The following is a 15,205-nucleotide window of genomic DNA, read 5'->3' on the forward strand; positions in this document are numbered from 1 at the left end:
CCAGATTCCGATCTCAAGCAGGATATTTGATTACAGCCATTTACCGCATCGTCACAAATTCTTCTGCAGAAGTTGGATGAATCGCAACGGTATCATCAAAATCCTGCTTGGTGGCGCCCATTTTTAAAGCCACTGCAAAGCCTTGCAAAATCTCATCCATACCAAAGCCGATCCCGTGAATGCCGACAATTTTTTCATTTTCACCGACACAAACCAGTTTCATTCTGGTCGGCTGCCGATGCCGGGTAATGGCACTATACATCGCCGTGAAAGATGAGTTGTAGACTTTGACCGCTTGTTGGCCGTATTGTTCAATCGCTTCTTTTTCCGTAATCCCCACTGTTCCAATCGGAGGATGACTAAACACCACGGTCGGAATATTGTTATAGTCCAGATGTTCGTCCGGTTTATGATTGAATAAACGTTCAGACAGTCTACGTCCCGCAGCCACAGCAACCGGTGTCAGCTCCATTTTCCCGGTAATATCGCCCACTGCATAAATTCCTTGCTGTGAAGTATTCTGGAACTTGTCGACTTGAATATAGCCTCGCTCATCCAGCAGCACATTGGCATTCTCCAGATTCAAACTGGTTGTATTCGGTTCCCGTCCGGTAGCCCAGATCAAACAATCCACCGTATAGGTTTTGCCATTTTCTAAATGTAAGGTAACAGAATCATCGCCATTTTTTGTGATTTTCTTTGGCACAGCTTGAGTATGAACCGCAATGCCATCTGTTTGCATGACCTCTACCAAAGTTTCACTCACAAACCTATCAAAGCGTCTTACCGGTAAATCTTTACGAATGAATAATCCGACATGTGAACCCAAAGCATTGAGTACACCCGCCAACTCAACCGCGATATAGCCTGAACCGATCACCGCGGTGGTTTTTGGTAAAGCGGTCAGTTCAAAGAATCCATTTGAGTCAATGCCATACTCCACACCTTCAATGTTGGGTAATGACGGCTGTGTTCCTGTTGCAATCAGGATATGATCTGCAGTAAACCGCTCACCATTGACTTCAATGGTCTTTTGATCGATAAAGTGAGCTGAACCATGAATAAGGTCAACTTTATTTTTGCTTAGGCTATTTTGATAAGATTGATGAATACGCTCAATATAGGCTTGGCGGTTGTTCACCAATGTTTGCCAGTCGAAAGATTCTACCTTGCTATTAAAGCCATAATCCGGCCCATATTTATGAATCGCCTCAGCAATGTGAGCTGCATACCACATCACTTTTTTAGGCACACAGCCCACATTGACACAGGTACCACCAAGCTCGGCTTTTTCTATCAAGGCGCATTTTTTTCCGTACATTGCAGCACGATTGACTGATGCAATTCCGCCACTCCCGGCACCGATCGCAATATAATCATAATGTTTTGTCATCTTTGCCTCATGAAACTGATTACATATCTATGGTTCTCAACCATATAGGTATACAGCAACACGATATAAAAACCGTTACTTTTTAAATTTTTGATACAAGAAAAAAGGCATGGACAATAACTCATCCATGCCTGCTTTGAAAAAAGCAATTCATCCTGTAACTGTGATTTATTCTGTCGCAACTTCATTTAGCGACTGATCCACCACCCCGAATTTTTTAAACAGTTTGGCGCGACGCTTTGGATAGATATTGGCTTTATTCAAATCACCTTTATAGTGATCAAATACACGTTTATCCATCATTTTTGACCATAATGGTGGAATCAAGGCAGGCAATAACATACTCGCATAACCACTTGGCAATTCAGGGGCTTCATCAAAATGACGCAATGCCTGGAATGGTCGGGTCGGATAAGCATGATGGTCGGAATGGCGCTGCAACTGATACAAGAACAAGTTGGTCACAATATTATTGTTATTCCAGCTATGCTCCGGCATGGTACGCTCATATTTGCCGTTTTTATCCTTTTGACGTTTGAGGCCGTAGTGTTCGATATAGTTAATAATCTCGAACAAACTGATTCCATAAAAAGATTGTGCTGCCAGATAAGGAACCACTCCCTTGCCAAACAAGCCAATCATCGATGCATGAAAAGCCGCACTCATGCCCCAGCCCTGCAACAATTCATTCTCTGCCGACCAGAATTCCTTGCCTTTACGTTTTAACCGGTTGGTTTCAATCTCGATGGCAGACTTGAACGATCCGATAACTGTACGCGGCCAGAACTCATAAAATGTTTCACCCATTTGTGAAGAAGCCGGATCTTCTGGTGTTGCTGCACGTTTATGATGGCCATAAGGATGTTCGATACGGAAATGGTTATAACCTGTAGGAACCAGTGCCAGATGGGAAAGAATATGATCAATACGGTCATGTTTATGACTAAGCTCATGTGCGGTATTGATTGCAATCCCGTTCACTGCTCCCATGGAAATGCCCAATAACACTTTATCTACAAAAGAAGTGTCTTTTCTGCTGGTCAAATAGCAGGCATAAAGATTGGCTGCATACTGCAAGGGAATAAAGCTTTTTACCAACCGCGCATAATACGGGTCTTTTTCCAGTAATTTAATATCTTCATCAGTGGGATTATTGGCATCTTTCCCTATCAAGGTATCAATCGCTGGAATAATGATATGCAGAACGATTGGCCCGCCAAGCGCAAAGATTTTTTTAAAAGGTCGGGGAGCAAATTGGTAACCCGCTAAAATACCAATTCCAATAGCAGGCAAAGCCGGGCTAATTGCCCATAAATAACGTTTACGGTCCAACTCTGTTTTTGACTTTGGAATGCTTACTGGCATTAGTTCTTGTTCAACATTTACTGGCGCATTCATTATCGAATCCATGTCTTTGTATATATAAGTATATTTTGAGGAAATATAAATTCCATGACAGTTGCAAGCGTCCAAAAAACCTATGTCAAAGTCCTTGGCATCATCTTCCCTGTTTTTGTCCCCTAAACACATATTGAGTTATTTCAACAGCCCTCTATAATTTCAGGTGAATACATTATTTAAAAATCATATGGATGCATTAAGTAAAATATTTGCTGATATTCATTTAAACCACACTGAATATATCTACTTGAAAACCCAGGGAGAATGGAGTTTTAGCTGTCAGGATCAGACAGCCCTGATTGTTCATATCATTTTAGTCGGTTCTGTTTTTATTCAAATTGATGCGCACAACAGCTTAACTGCACAAGCTGGCGAAATTGTGGTAATCCCTTCAGGCAAAGCCCATACAGGAGCAGATAATGCAATCACCAAACTTGTCAATGCAGTTGATATTTCCAAGCTGTTTGATGGTCATAAAGAAGATGCCATTGAGTTTGGTACCGAATCTGCCGAGAAAAACCTGATCCTTAGCGTCCGTTGCCAGATAGATACCATCATGGCGCGGCCATTTATTCAGGCGCTTCCTCCTATTATTCATCTCCAGCACGGGGATACCAATGCTCCGGAATGGCTACAAATCGGCTTACATTTTCTGGCACTAGAAACCCAAAATATCCAAGCAGGTCGCGATATCATCATTGACCATCTGGTCAATATCCTGCTCATTAAATGCATCCGGGATCATATCCAGCAGATTTCGGATCAGCCCGGCTGGCTCAGTGCCTTGAATCATCCAGAACTTAGCAATAGTCTGGCAGCAATCCATAATCATCCGGAAGATAGCTGGACTGTTGAATCTCTGGCAGAACAATGCTGCATGTCCCGTTCAAAATTTGCCAGCCTGTTCCATGAAGTTATCGGTGAATCTCCCCTTGCCTATCTGCAACAACACCGTATGCGTCTGGCAAGCCAGTATCTGCGTAAAAGCAACTATTCGGTTCAGCAAATCGCCAACAAGGTCGGCTATACCTCTGAAACAGCTTTTAGTCAGGCATTTAAACGCACCTTTGAGTATTCTCCCAAACAGTATCGCCAGCAGTTTATAGAAGAAGAAAATTAACGGTATAAAAAAAGACACTTACGTGTCTTTTCTTGTCTTCATTGATTAACGCACAATACCACGGGTCGATTGCTCCAATGAATCAATGAACAGCTGGGCTTCTGGCGTCTTGACCAGAATTTCATTACGGATCTGCTCAATGGCCTGCTCAGTCGTCAAGCCAGACTTATAGATTAGCTTGTAAGCTTCTCTTAATCCCTGAATGGTATCACGAGACCAGCCTTTACGACGCATCCCCTCAATATTCATTCCATAAGCACGCGCCGGATTACCCGAAGCCATGATATAGGCTGGAACGTCCTTAAGAATTAAAGCGGCACCACCAATCATGCTATAAGAATCAATTTTACAGAACTGGTGAATGCCGGCATTACCACCAACGATCACATGATCACCAACATGGACATGGCCTGCGACACCAACATTGTTTGCAAAAATATTGTGGTTACCAATTACACAGTCATGTGCAATATGCGTATTCACCATTAACAGGTTATGATGACCAATCTTGGTCAGGCTATGATCCTGAACTGTCCCGCGATGCAAGGTGCAATGCTCGCGAATCGAGTTATGATCCCCGATTTCCAGCCAGGTTTCTTCACCCTGATATTTTAAATCCTGACAGATTTCCCCAATACTGGAAAACTGGAAAATATCGTTATTTTTACCAATTCTGGTAAAACCACCAATGACAACATGCGAATGTAACTTTGTACCCGAGTCAATACTTACTTTTGGACCCACAATACAATACGGACCAATTTGTACATCAGATGCGATTTCTGCAGACGGGTCAATAATTGCTGTAGGATGTATTAGATTTTGACTACTCATGTCTGCTCAATTTTCTGGTGTGAAATAATAATCTCTGCCGTCGCAGCAACAATGCCATCAACGCTAGCTGTACAATTGTACTTGTAAATGCCACGTTTTTGCATGACGAGCTCAGATTTTAAGACAAGCTGGTCACCTGCAACAACCTGTTTTTTAAACCTGATTTTTTCTGCGCCCGCAAATAAAAATAGCGAACCTGCTTTCGGCTTCTGATTGGTTAAGACAAAACCCAGAATTCCAGAAACCTGTGCTAATGCTTCAATCATCAGTACGCCAGGCATAATTGGATAGGTCGGGAAATGCCCTTGGAAAAACTCTTCATTAATCGAGACGTTTTTATAACCGACAATACTGTTCTCAGTTACTTCCGTAACGCGATCAACTAATAAAAATGGATAACGATGGGGTAAATATTCACGAATGGTAAGAATATCCATTGGTAATTCAGGCATCGTAAATGCTGGAGATGTAGACTCAGTCATAATTAATTATTTACGTAACTTAAAGGTTGATTCAAGGGACTCTAATTGAGCTTGCATATGATCAAGCCTTTTAGTGATTTGGGTCAATGGCACATCTGCTAATTGTCTTAAGCGTACAATCGTCTTTTTCCAGTGGGTATTTTCAAAAAGCCCCATACCTGAAGAGTATGTACCAGCCTCAGAAATATTTCGTGTCGCCATTGACATTGCGGTAAGTGTTACATTATCGGCTATTTTAATATGTCCAACCACACCGGAGGCCCCACCTAGAATACAGTTTTTGCCAATATGGGCGCTTCCGGCAATTCCACAATTCGCCGCAATGGCAGTATTCTCACCGATATGAACGTTGTGGGCAATTTGCACAAGATTATCAATAATGACACCATCTTCCAGAATTGTGTCGTCCAGCGCGCCGCGGTCAATACTACAATTCGATCCGATACGTACATCATTTCCAATACGTACCGAACCCAGTTGTGCAATACGGTGCCATTTCCCCTGATAAGGAGCAAACCCAAAACCTTCAGTACCAATCACAGTATTGGCATGAATGCGAACACGATCTTTGAGTCTGGCTGCACCTGTAATGGTGACATGGGCATCAATAAAACAGTCTTTGCCAATTTCGACACCGTCATCAATAAAAGCATGCGCCTGAATAATGGTATTGGTACCAATAACGCAGTTTTCACCGATCACAGCATAATGACCAATATAAACATCGTCTGCTACGATGGCGGAGGGATGAATTTGGGCTGTACTTTCAATTCCCCGCTGAACAATCTTTTTTTCAAATATATGGGTTAAAGTGGCAAAAGCCAAATAAGGATTATCAACAACAATAAAATTCTGTTTGCCTGTCAGCAGTTGTTTAAGTTCTGCTGTAACAATATAGGCACCCGCTTGGCTAGACTCAGCCTGTGCGAGATATTTTTCACCATTTACAAAACTGATCTGATTTTCCTGGGCATGCTCCAGACTCGCCAGACTCGAGACCAGAACATCTTTTTCACCGAAATACTCACCTTTTACAAGATGAGCAATTTCGTCTAAACGGTAACTACGTCGATTCATTGATTATTTAATTGCATTAACCTTTTGAATCATTTTATCAGTTAAATCATACTGAGCGTCAGAGGCAATCGTAGAATTTTTATTCAAAATAAGATCCAAGTTGTTCTCTTTACGCAATTGTTCAGCAGCTTGCTTTACACGCGTCTCAAAAGTCGTGTTCATTGCTTGCAGACTTGACTGTACTTTGGTCTGCAAACCTTGCTGGGTCGAATTAAATTCGCTCAATTTTGACTGATATTGAGCAGTCAGCTTTTGAATATCGGCCTGATTCATTTTCTGGCCATCGGTCTGTGCTTTTTGCTGCAAAGACTCCAGCTCTTTACCCAACTGTTCCAGACGTGTTGAGGTCGGTTTTACCGATTGGCTCAAGCTGGCATTTTGCTGTTTGAGATAAGTGCTGCTTTCTACAACTTTAGCCAAATCGACAACAGCCAGACCTGCAGCATTTACAGTCGCAGAAACCGTAAGTCCCAAACCTAACACGAGTTTTGTTAGTGTATTCATTATTTCATCCTTTATATATTCTATAGCGCCAAGCAAGGCCGTACTTAGAAAGTACGACCGATTTCAAACTGGATCGATTTAGTATCATCGCCTTTTTTGTCATTCAGTGGATATGCATAGCTAAGCGATAACGGGCCAATCATGGTAATCCAGGTAAAACCAACACCTACGCTATAACGCATATTGCCGAAGTCAAACTTGTAGTTGTCATTACAATATTGCTTGATATCAATATCTCGACCATCCATCTTCATGGAGCCTGTTGCAATATCACATTTGGTATCAAATACTTGTGCACCTTCAGCAAACAATACCGGGCGAACCTGACGCGTCCAGTCACCTTTAAATGGTAAAGGTAGTGCCAGCTCTGTACCAAACTGCACCAATGCATTACCACCAACTTCTTCTGGATCTGGATCGTTCTTATCAGTTTTCTGGAAAATTACACTTGGGTATTTTGGTCCCAAGCTACTATTGTCATAACCACGGACCGAACCATAACCGCCAGCATAGAAGTTTTTATAGAATGGCAAATCATTACCATAGCCCAACTTACCATAACCACGAAGGACAAATCCTTTACCTAATGATTTAAAGGCTTGTGCATCATAAGTCACTTTCTGGTAATCGACATCACTACCCGGTAAACCGATTTCAAGACCAACACGATGTGACATACCAGAGGTCGGGAAAATTGGACGGTTCAAGGTGTTATAAGACCAGCCAAGATTGAGCATATAAGTCAGGAAAGTACCTTCAAAAGCATTGTCATAGGTTCTTTCCTGCCCAGGATTACATTTACCTGTGTATTTATCATCAATCTTTTCTAATTGATCTTCCGGACAGTAAGTCGCGCTACCTGTCGCCTTACCACCATTAGCCAATAAATAATCACGGATGTAAGTCGAAACACTTGGTCCGGTGCGGACTTTGGTTTGATCTACGCCTAAAGATGCACTTAAACTCTGGTTTTCATCAATTGGATAACCAAAACTTAAACTACCGCCCACACTATCCGTTACATAGTTGTTGACGTTATAGTCTTTGTTTAGCTTGGTCTTACGATAATAAACGTTATAACCGCGGCTTACCCCATCAATGGTAAAGTACGGGTCTGTAACACTTAAATTATAGTAATCTTGCGTCTCGGAACGGGACAAATCAACCGCAACACGATTTCCTGTCCCCATAAAGTTGGTCTGGCTCAAACCAGCCTGGAAAGTGACACCACCATTTTGTGAATAACCCACAGCCAGTGTAGTTGTTCCTGAATGCTGCTCTTCAACATTTACGTTTAAGTCAACCTGATCAGGCGAGTTTGGTACACGAACAGGTTTTACATCAACCGTTTTAAAGAAACCGGTACGCTCTAAACGGACTTTAGAAAGATCGATTTTCTCATTACTTGCCAATGCACCTTCCATTTGTCGCATTTCACGACGCAAAACCTCATCTGCAGTTTTGCTATTACCAGTGAAGTTGATACGACGTACAGTAACCTGCTGCCCCGGATTTATATAATAGTTCAGGTTTACAATACCTGTTTCATTATTGATCTCTGGAACCACATTCACTTCAGCATAGTAATAGCCAGCATTACCATATTTGCGAAGTAACAGCTGTTTGACCGCATTTACTTTTTCTTGTGAATAAGTTTCACCATCTTTGTAGAGCTTAAGAGCGGTCAGCTCTTCCGGCTTATAAAGTGCATCGCCCAGGAATTTGGACTCGCCAAACTTGAACTGGTTACCTTCATCGACTGAAACCTCAATAAAGATATGTTTTTTATCTTCACTGATATTCAGTTGAGAGTTAATAATATTAAAGTTGATATAGCCCTTGTTTAAATATAAGGCTCTTAATGCTTCAAGACTGGCAGCCATTTTCTCACGTGCATAGCGGTCATTACGGGTCACGACTGAAGCCCAGCCACTTTCCTTCACCGCAAAGGCCTGCTTGATCTCGCTATCACTAAAGACGGTATTGCCAATAATGTTAATATCAAAAACTTTTGCAGCCGTACCTTCATTAAAGTTTAACTTTAACTCAACACGGTTATTTGGTCGCGCAACCGTTTCAACCGTTACATCGGCATCATATCGACCCTGCTGGGTATATTGCTGCTCAAGTTCAGTCTCAATCGTCTGCAAGGCAGATTTTTTGAAAACTTCACCTTCTGCAATCCCCATCTTCTTCAAACCTTGCTCCAAGGCTTCTTTCGGGATCAGTTTATTGCCCTTGAACTCCAGTTTTGAAATCACCGGACGTTCAACCACCTTAAAGACTAAAACATTATTTTCTTTATAGGTTTTGATGTCATCAAATAAACCAGAAGCATATAAAGTGCGGATTGCCTCAGCAATCATGGGATCACTTACTCTATCGCCACTATTTATTGGTAACATAGAATAGATACTTGCAGGTGTTAAACGCACTAAGCCATCAATTCGTATATCTTGTGCAAGAAACTCATCTGCAGCGTATGCTTGTTGTACCACTGCCATCGCACTAACCAGTGCCAAAGGCATTAATAAATGTGTGTGACGCATGCCCATATATTTTCCAGTAAGTTAAATTCCATTTGCGTTGTTATAAACGCATGAAGTCGTTAAATAAAGCCAAAAGCATCATGCTACCGAGCAGTAACATACCAACTTTTAGACCAAACATCTGTATTTGTTCAGAAACAGGTTTACCACGAATTGCTTCGATAAAGTAGTACACCAGATGACCACCATCAAGCATCGGAATCGGCAACAAGTTTAAAATTCCCAGGCTGACACTCATCAAAGCCATGAACGAAATAAAGGTTTGCCATCCCATTTCAGCACTCTGGCCTGCCACTTTGGCAATCGTAATTGGCCCAGACAAATTATCCAGTCCGATCAGGCCCCGTACCATCTTGATGATAGAGTTAAAAATCATGCCTGAAAGCTGTGCTGTTTTGTCGAATGCAACACCCAGTGCTTCTACTGGCGTATATTGAATGGTTTGCTTATATTCAGCCGGAATCGTGATTTTACCTGCATCACTTTTCACACCAAGCACACCAGTCATATTCCCCATATTGTCACGTTGGCCTTGTGGCATAACTTGCAAGTGCACAAGTTGCCCCTGACGCAACACATCAATATTCAGCAATTTTTCAGGCGAGCCTTGAACCACATCCACCACATCAAACCAGTCTTTCATTGCCACATTATCGATAGCAACAATCTGGTCACCCACTTTCATGCCTTGACGTATCGCTGCCCCATCTGCACTCAGTTCTTTGACTTTGGCAGGAATCACCGGACGGTAAGGCAAGAACCCCAGCACATCTAATGGCGACTGGCTTTGATCTTTCAGAAAATCTTTAATCGGTAAGCTAAACTGTTTTTCAGTCCCTGCACGATCAACAATGATCGAGACCTGACCTGTTTCACCTACACGGTTGACCAGTGCATAGTTCAGCTTTTCCCATGTTGGTGTTGTTTGCCCATCCACATTGACAATTTTGTCACCTACTTGTAAATCTACCTGAGCAGCAGGTGTGTTTGGCACGATTTTACCAATCCGGGTATTTAACTGCTCCTGTGCAGGCAAGAACAGTATCCAGAACAGGAAAACCGCAAAAAACAGGTTGATCAATGGTCCGGCAGCAACAATGGCGATGCGTTTCCAAGGTGACTGCCGGTTAAATGCATAGGGTAAATCCTGTTCGGCAACATTACCTTCGCGTTCATCCAGCATTTTGACATAACCACCAAGCGGCAAGGCAGAAAGCTGATACTGGATACCAGATTTCTTAGATTGCCATTTTAACAAGGTAGGTCCAAAACCAATGGAGTAAACCAGTACCTTGACACCTAACTTGCGAGCAACCCAATAATGGCCAAATTCATGAATTGCGATCAGGGGACCGAGCAACAAAATCGCTGCAACAATCATAAATAGTGCATTCATACGATTTAGCCTCCTATACCCACAATATATTTTTCCGCAATCTGCCTAGCGATCATATCAGTCTGCAAAATGATGTCTATGTTTTCTGCTTTGGCATTTTGTACAGCTTGCAAAGTATGATCGACCACTTGAGGAATTTCAGTGAACCGGATATTTTGTTGCAAAAATGCAGCAACTGCAATTTCGTTGGCTGCATTTAATACTGTCGGTGCCAGACCACCTGCCCGCATGGCCTGACGGGCCAGATCCAGAGCAGGAAACTTAACAATATCAGGTTCCTGAAAATTCAACTGCGCCGTATCGAACAGATTTAACGCCGGAACATCCGTTGCTATCCGTTTAGGCCAAGCCAAAGCATGCGCGATTGGCGTACACATGTCCGGGTTACCCATTTGTGCCAAAGTTGAACCATCCACATATTGCACCATCGAGTGAATAATACTTTGTGGATGAACAACAACTGTAACAAAATGTTCTGATATTGAAAACAAATGACATGCTTCGATCAATTCCAGCCCTTTATTCATCAAGGTGGCAGAATCTACCGAGATTTTTTGTCCCATTGACCAGTTTGGGTGCTTGCAGGCCTGTTGCGGTGTGACATCATGCAACTGCGCCAGAGAATGATTGAGGAACGGACCGCCAGATGCTGTCAGCAAAATACGGGAAACGCCCAGTTGCGGTTGCCCCGTTCTTTCAGCATTTAAATAGTCATGTGGAAGTGATTGAAAAATCGCATTATGCTCAGAATCAACAGGCAGCAATAAAGCATTATGTTCACGGGCAGCCTGCATCATGATGTCCCCAGACATCACCAGTGACTCTTTATTGGCCAGCAAAACACGCTTACCTGCTTTTACCGCAGCCAGTGTCGGCAATAATCCTGCTGCTCCCACAATTGCCGCCATGACAATATCAACATCATTGTATTCGGCAATTGCGATCAAACCAGCCTCACCTGTCAGGATTTCAATCTTGTTCAAATTTTCCTGATGAAGGCGCTGTTGAAGCTCAGCAGCTTTTTCAGCTGGTACAACTACAACTTTTGGATGATATTTTTTACAAACTTCTAAAAGTTCATCTAAACGACTATATGCAGAGACTGCAAATACAGTGTATTGGTCTGGGTGCTGTTCCAGTACTTTTAAGGTACTTTGACCAATTGAACCAGTTACACCCAATATACAAACAGCCTGAGTCATTTAAAGATCTACACCAATAAGTTTCAAGATATACATGCCTGTTGCAAAGATTGGCGCAGCAGCAAGTAAGGAGTCAATACGGTCAAGCACACCACCATGCCCAGGAAGCACACGACCGGAATCCTTAATCCCGGCACGACGCTTGATCATGGATTCGAACAAATCACCCAGCACGGATGCAAATACGGTTATGATCGAAAGAATCAAGAACAAGACAAGCTGTATAACCGTCAGGTTTAAATAGAAATATTGCACAACCAGCATAATAATAACGGTAGTTGCAATACCGCCATACAGACCTTCAACCGATTTATTCGGGCTTACTGATGGCGCAAGCTTTTTCTTGCCGAGTTTACGCCCGACAAAATAAGCACCACTGTCTGCTCCCCATACCAGCAGGAACAGATACATGAGCCACCAAGGCGAGCTATGCCATAAAGCATAAAGTGCGGTAACAGCCGCAGAAATCAGGATAAAACCAATAATATAAAGAGATGGGTTGTACCAGTTGTCTGACTCAGGATAATTCTTGACCCAATAGATACTGCCCAGCCAGGTCAAGATAGAGGCCGCCCATAATAAAAGGGCAACATCGTCAAAAAATAATGCGAGTGTTGATACCGCCGCAACACAGCCACCATATACCCAAGCCTTCGGTTTTGACACAATTGTGGTACTACGTGGCATTAGCTTAAACCACTCGTAGCCAGCAACCCCCGCAGCTAAAATCATAAGCATAAACATTGGATAATGTGATTGCGTTGCAAACATGCAACTTAAAACAACAGCAACTAACACCAATGCGGTAATAATCCGCTCTAACATTATTAATTCTCTATTTTCGCTTGTTGAATCTGTTCTGATGTCTTGCCAAAGCGTCGTTCACGTCCCGCAAAAACATGAAAAGCATGATCTAACTCTTCAACTGTAAATTCCGGCCACAGGGTATCGGTAAAATACAGTTCTGCATAAGCCGCTTGCCAGAGCAAGAAGTTAGATAGACGATAATCCCCCCCTGTACGGATCAAAAGATCGACAGCAGGTAGATCATTTAGACTGACATATTTATCAAATAAATCAACACTTATCTGATCTGTATCAAGTTTGCCTGCAAGCGCATCCTGAGCAATCATTTTTGCAGCCTGAGCCATATCCCACATTCCGCCATAACTAATGGCGATTGTCAGGGTCATGGAGTTGTGAACTGCAGTTTTCTGTTCAGCGTATTGCATTAAATCACGCAGTTTATCTGATAACCGAGAACGGTCACCAATGAAACGGAGCGCAATATTAAACTTTTCCATACGAGGCAGTTGCTCATGAATTGTTTCTTCCAACAATTGCATAAGTAAATCAACTTCGTATTGAGGACGATTCCAGTTTTCACTTGAAAAAGCAAAAACGGTCAAGGCTTGAATGCCGACTTTTTTGCAATGCTCAACAATGGGATCAAGGACATTTTTACCTTCACGGTGTCCATCACCTTTTTGCATGTGCTTTTTTTTGGCAAATCGATTGTTGCCATCCATGATGATGGCAACATGTTGAGGAAGAAGCTGTTCTTCTTGCAAGGTCATAAAAATCAGACCTTCATCAATTCTGCTTCTTTTGCTGCAAGACGCTTGTCTACTTCTGCAACATATTTATCTGTGATTTTTTGAATGTCATCACCTGCACGGCGCTCATCATCTTCAGAAATTTCTTTTTCTTTCAAGAGCGCCTTGATATCACCGAGCACATCACGACGGATATTACGGATCGCAACCTTGGCATTTTCAGCTTCAGAACGGGCAACCTTCTGCATGTCACGACGTGTTTCTTCGGTCAAGGCAGGTAATGGCACACGAATCGAATCAGCCGTAATCGGGTTTAAACCCAAATCGCTTTCACGAATAGCCTTATCAATCGCAGCAACCATGGTGCGTTCAAATGGTTGAACAATTAGCGTACGAGAATCTTCAACACCAACGTTCGCCACCTGGTTTAACGGAACATCAGAGCCATAGTAAGGAACCATCACGCCATTTAGGATCGATGGATGAGCACGGCCAGTACGAACCTTGGCAAAACCCTGATCTAAAGAATCAAGAGTTTTCTGCATGCGTTGTTCGCTGTCTTTTTTGAGATCGTTAATCATATGATCTTCCTTACTTATTCATTAGGTATTACAAAATATTTAAACGTAGTATAAAGAGCTTTCCGGCTCACGTACATGAGGCGTGATCAACATTTCACAGATGATTGCGACAGAGGATGTTTTTTAGACGATGCAAGCCTTGTTTTCAGAAATCTAGCCGCGCCAAATAAAATCAACATACTACCACCGCCCCAAAACACCTGACCTTACACAAAGTTCAAAGCAATGCCTTGTCTTGTTCAGGCATGACTAAGCCTCCTCAAACTTTATTATAAAACTCAACAAGGAGATCGCCATTATTGAGTTTCATATTTAGTTTGTGTTGTTTTAGCCAATAACACAATGCATGGTGAAATATTAACACCCGCTAATTTGTTACGTGAGTCCCCTCTTTTTCACCCATCACCACAGAGAGCAATGCACCAGATTTGTTCATGTCAAAAACCTGTAACGGTACATTGTGGTCACGGCATAAACAAATTGCGGTCAGATCCATCACACCCAGCTTTTCATCTAACACCTGGTCGAAAGTTAAATTGTCATATTTAACTGCATCTTCATATTTGCTTGGATCTTTATTATAAACACCGTCAACCTTGGTCGCTTTTAAGATCAGGTTCGCTTCAATCTCGATTCCCCGCAGGCAGGCAGCCGTATCGGTGGTAAAGAATGGATTACCTGTACCAGCGACAAAGACACAGACTTCACCCTGGCTTAAGTGACGAATCGCATCACGGCTTGAGTATGGTTCAACCACTGTACCAATGGATAGGGCTGACATTAAACGGGTTTTGATATTACGGCGTACCAGTGCATCACGCATGGCCAAGCCATTCATTACGGTTGCCAGCATCCCCATCTGGTCACCTGTCACACGTCCAACCAGACCATCTTTTTGCAGCTGGCTACCACGGTATAAGTTACCACCACCAACAACGATCCCGACCTGGACACCCAGCCCCACCAAGTGAGCGATTGACAGTGACATCTGATCCAGAACCTGGGCATCAATACCCATATCTTTATTGCCCGCTAAAGCTTCACCAGAAAGCTTGAGCAAAATTCGTGCATAACGTGGATTTTTAGAAGCTGACATACTTTTACTCCAAA

At 42.6% G+C, this 15,205-nt stretch carries 14 protein-coding genes; 1 reads left to right on the top strand and 13 read right to left on the bottom strand.

Annotation, left to right across the window (positions count from 1 at the left end):
- Positions 1-40: 40 nt before the first annotated feature.
- Together gorA and OC23_RS08675 are read right to left on the bottom strand one after the other, a co-directional pair.
- Complete coding sequence (gene gorA / locus OC23_RS08670; protein WP_038344198.1) at positions 41-1,393, bottom strand: glutathione-disulfide reductase; 1,353 nt, start codon at positions 1,391-1,393, stop codon at positions 41-43.
- A gap of 168 nt (positions 1,394-1,561) precedes the next feature.
- Positions 1,562-2,791, bottom strand: coding sequence for an alkane 1-monooxygenase (locus OC23_RS08675; protein WP_038344199.1), 1,230 nt, complete (start codon positions 2,789-2,791; stop codon positions 1,562-1,564).
- A 190-nt stretch (positions 2,792-2,981) separates the two neighbouring features.
- On the opposite strand from OC23_RS08675, the gene OC23_RS08680 reads away from it, so the two are divergent.
- On the top strand, positions 2,982-3,914 hold the full coding sequence (locus OC23_RS08680; protein WP_038344200.1) for an AraC family transcriptional regulator: 933 nt from the start codon (positions 2,982-2,984) through the stop codon (positions 3,912-3,914).
- 45 nt (positions 3,915-3,959) lie between these two features.
- Here OC23_RS08680 and lpxA read toward each other — a convergent pair whose 3' ends face one another.
- From lpxA to pyrH, 11 genes are all read right to left on the bottom strand, one after another.
- Complete coding sequence (gene lpxA / locus OC23_RS08685; RefSeq protein WP_038344201.1) at positions 3,960-4,748, bottom strand: acyl-ACP--UDP-N-acetylglucosamine O-acyltransferase; 789 nt, start codon at positions 4,746-4,748, stop codon at positions 3,960-3,962.
- Positions 4,745-5,230, bottom strand: a complete 486-nt coding sequence (gene fabZ / locus OC23_RS08690; protein WP_038344202.1) for a 3-hydroxyacyl-ACP dehydratase FabZ — start codon at positions 5,228-5,230, stop codon at positions 4,745-4,747. The genes lpxA and fabZ overlap by 4 nt, the downstream gene beginning before the upstream one ends.
- A gap of 6 nt (positions 5,231-5,236) precedes the next feature.
- Complete coding sequence (gene lpxD, locus OC23_RS08695; RefSeq protein ID WP_038344204.1) at positions 5,237-6,307, bottom strand: UDP-3-O-(3-hydroxymyristoyl)glucosamine N-acyltransferase; 1,071 nt, start codon at positions 6,305-6,307, stop codon at positions 5,237-5,239.
- A 3-nt stretch (positions 6,308-6,310) separates the two neighbouring features.
- The gene (locus tag OC23_RS08700; protein WP_038344205.1) at positions 6,311-6,811 is read right to left on the bottom strand and encodes an OmpH family outer membrane protein; all 501 of its coding nucleotides are present in this window, start codon (positions 6,809-6,811) and stop codon (positions 6,311-6,313) included.
- Positions 6,812-6,855: 44 nt separating this feature from the next.
- On the bottom strand, positions 6,856-9,366 hold the full coding sequence (bamA, locus tag OC23_RS08705; protein ID WP_038344206.1) for an outer membrane protein assembly factor BamA: 2,511 nt from the start codon (positions 9,364-9,366) through the stop codon (positions 6,856-6,858).
- Positions 9,367-9,400: 34 nt separating this feature from the next.
- Entirely contained in the window at positions 9,401-10,756 is a 1,356-nt protein-coding gene (gene rseP, locus OC23_RS08710; protein ID WP_038344207.1) for an RIP metalloprotease RseP, read from the bottom strand.
- 5 nt (positions 10,757-10,761) lie between these two features.
- On the bottom strand, positions 10,762-11,958 hold the full coding sequence (gene ispC / locus OC23_RS08715; RefSeq protein ID WP_038344208.1) for a 1-deoxy-D-xylulose-5-phosphate reductoisomerase: 1,197 nt from the start codon (positions 11,956-11,958) through the stop codon (positions 10,762-10,764).
- Complete coding sequence (locus tag OC23_RS08720) at positions 11,959-12,783, bottom strand: phosphatidate cytidylyltransferase (RefSeq protein WP_038344209.1); 825 nt, start codon at positions 12,781-12,783, stop codon at positions 11,959-11,961. It abuts the gene before it with no gap.
- Between the two features lie 2 nt (positions 12,784-12,785).
- Positions 12,786-13,535, bottom strand: coding sequence for a polyprenyl diphosphate synthase (gene uppS / locus OC23_RS08725; protein WP_038344210.1), 750 nt, complete (start codon positions 13,533-13,535; stop codon positions 12,786-12,788).
- Between the two features lie 5 nt (positions 13,536-13,540).
- Positions 13,541-14,095, bottom strand: a complete 555-nt coding sequence (gene frr / locus OC23_RS08730) for a ribosome recycling factor (RefSeq protein WP_038344211.1) — start codon at positions 14,093-14,095, stop codon at positions 13,541-13,543.
- Between the two features lie 367 nt (positions 14,096-14,462).
- Positions 14,463-15,191 carry a UMP kinase gene (gene pyrH, locus OC23_RS08735; RefSeq protein WP_038344213.1) on the bottom strand — a complete coding sequence of 243 codons (729 nt, stop codon included), beginning with the start codon at positions 15,189-15,191 and terminating at the stop codon, positions 14,463-14,465.
- Positions 15,192-15,205: the final 14 nt, after the last annotated feature.

Origin of the sequence: Acinetobacter sp. A47 (assembly GCF_000805455.1) — a bacterium.
GTDB lineage: Bacteria > Pseudomonadota > Gammaproteobacteria > Pseudomonadales > Moraxellaceae > Acinetobacter.

What these genes read in the sequence shown, in the direction of transcription:
- gorA (WP_038344198.1), bottom strand. Translation starts at nt 1,393, where the DNA reads ATGACAAAACATTATGATTATATTGCGATCGGTGCCGGGAGTGGCGGA.
- OC23_RS08675 (WP_038344199.1), bottom strand. Translation starts at nt 2,791, where the DNA reads ATGAATGCGCCAGTAAATGTTGAACAAGAACTAATGCCAGTAAGCATT.
- OC23_RS08680 (WP_038344200.1), top strand. Translation starts at nt 2,982, where the DNA reads ATGGATGCATTAAGTAAAATATTTGCTGATATTCATTTAAACCACACT.
- lpxA (WP_038344201.1), bottom strand. Translation starts at nt 4,748, where the DNA reads ATGAGTAGTCAAAATCTAATACATCCTACAGCAATTATTGACCCGTCT.
- fabZ (WP_038344202.1), bottom strand. Translation starts at nt 5,230, where the DNA reads ATGACTGAGTCTACATCTCCAGCATTTACGATGCCTGAATTACCAATG.
- lpxD (WP_038344204.1), bottom strand. Translation starts at nt 6,307, where the DNA reads ATGAATCGACGTAGTTACCGTTTAGACGAAATTGCTCATCTTGTAAAA.
- OC23_RS08700 (WP_038344205.1), bottom strand. Translation starts at nt 6,811, where the DNA reads ATGAATACACTAACAAAACTCGTGTTAGGTTTGGGACTTACGGTTTCT.
- bamA (WP_038344206.1), bottom strand. Translation starts at nt 9,366, where the DNA reads ATGGGCATGCGTCACACACATTTATTAATGCCTTTGGCACTGGTTAGT.
- rseP (WP_038344207.1), bottom strand. Translation starts at nt 10,756, where the DNA reads ATGAATGCACTATTTATGATTGTTGCAGCGATTTTGTTGCTCGGTCCC.
- ispC (WP_038344208.1), bottom strand. Translation starts at nt 11,958, where the DNA reads ATGACTCAGGCTGTTTGTATATTGGGTGTAACTGGTTCAATTGGTCAA.
- OC23_RS08720 (WP_038344209.1), bottom strand. Translation starts at nt 12,783, where the DNA reads ATGTTAGAGCGGATTATTACCGCATTGGTGTTAGTTGCTGTTGTTTTA.
- uppS (WP_038344210.1), bottom strand. Translation starts at nt 13,535, where the DNA reads ATGACCTTGCAAGAAGAACAGCTTCTTCCTCAACATGTTGCCATCATC.
- frr (WP_038344211.1), bottom strand. Translation starts at nt 14,095, where the DNA reads ATGATTAACGATCTCAAAAAAGACAGCGAACAACGCATGCAGAAAACT.
- pyrH (WP_038344213.1), bottom strand. Translation starts at nt 15,191, where the DNA reads ATGTCAGCTTCTAAAAATCCACGTTATGCACGAATTTTGCTCAAGCTT.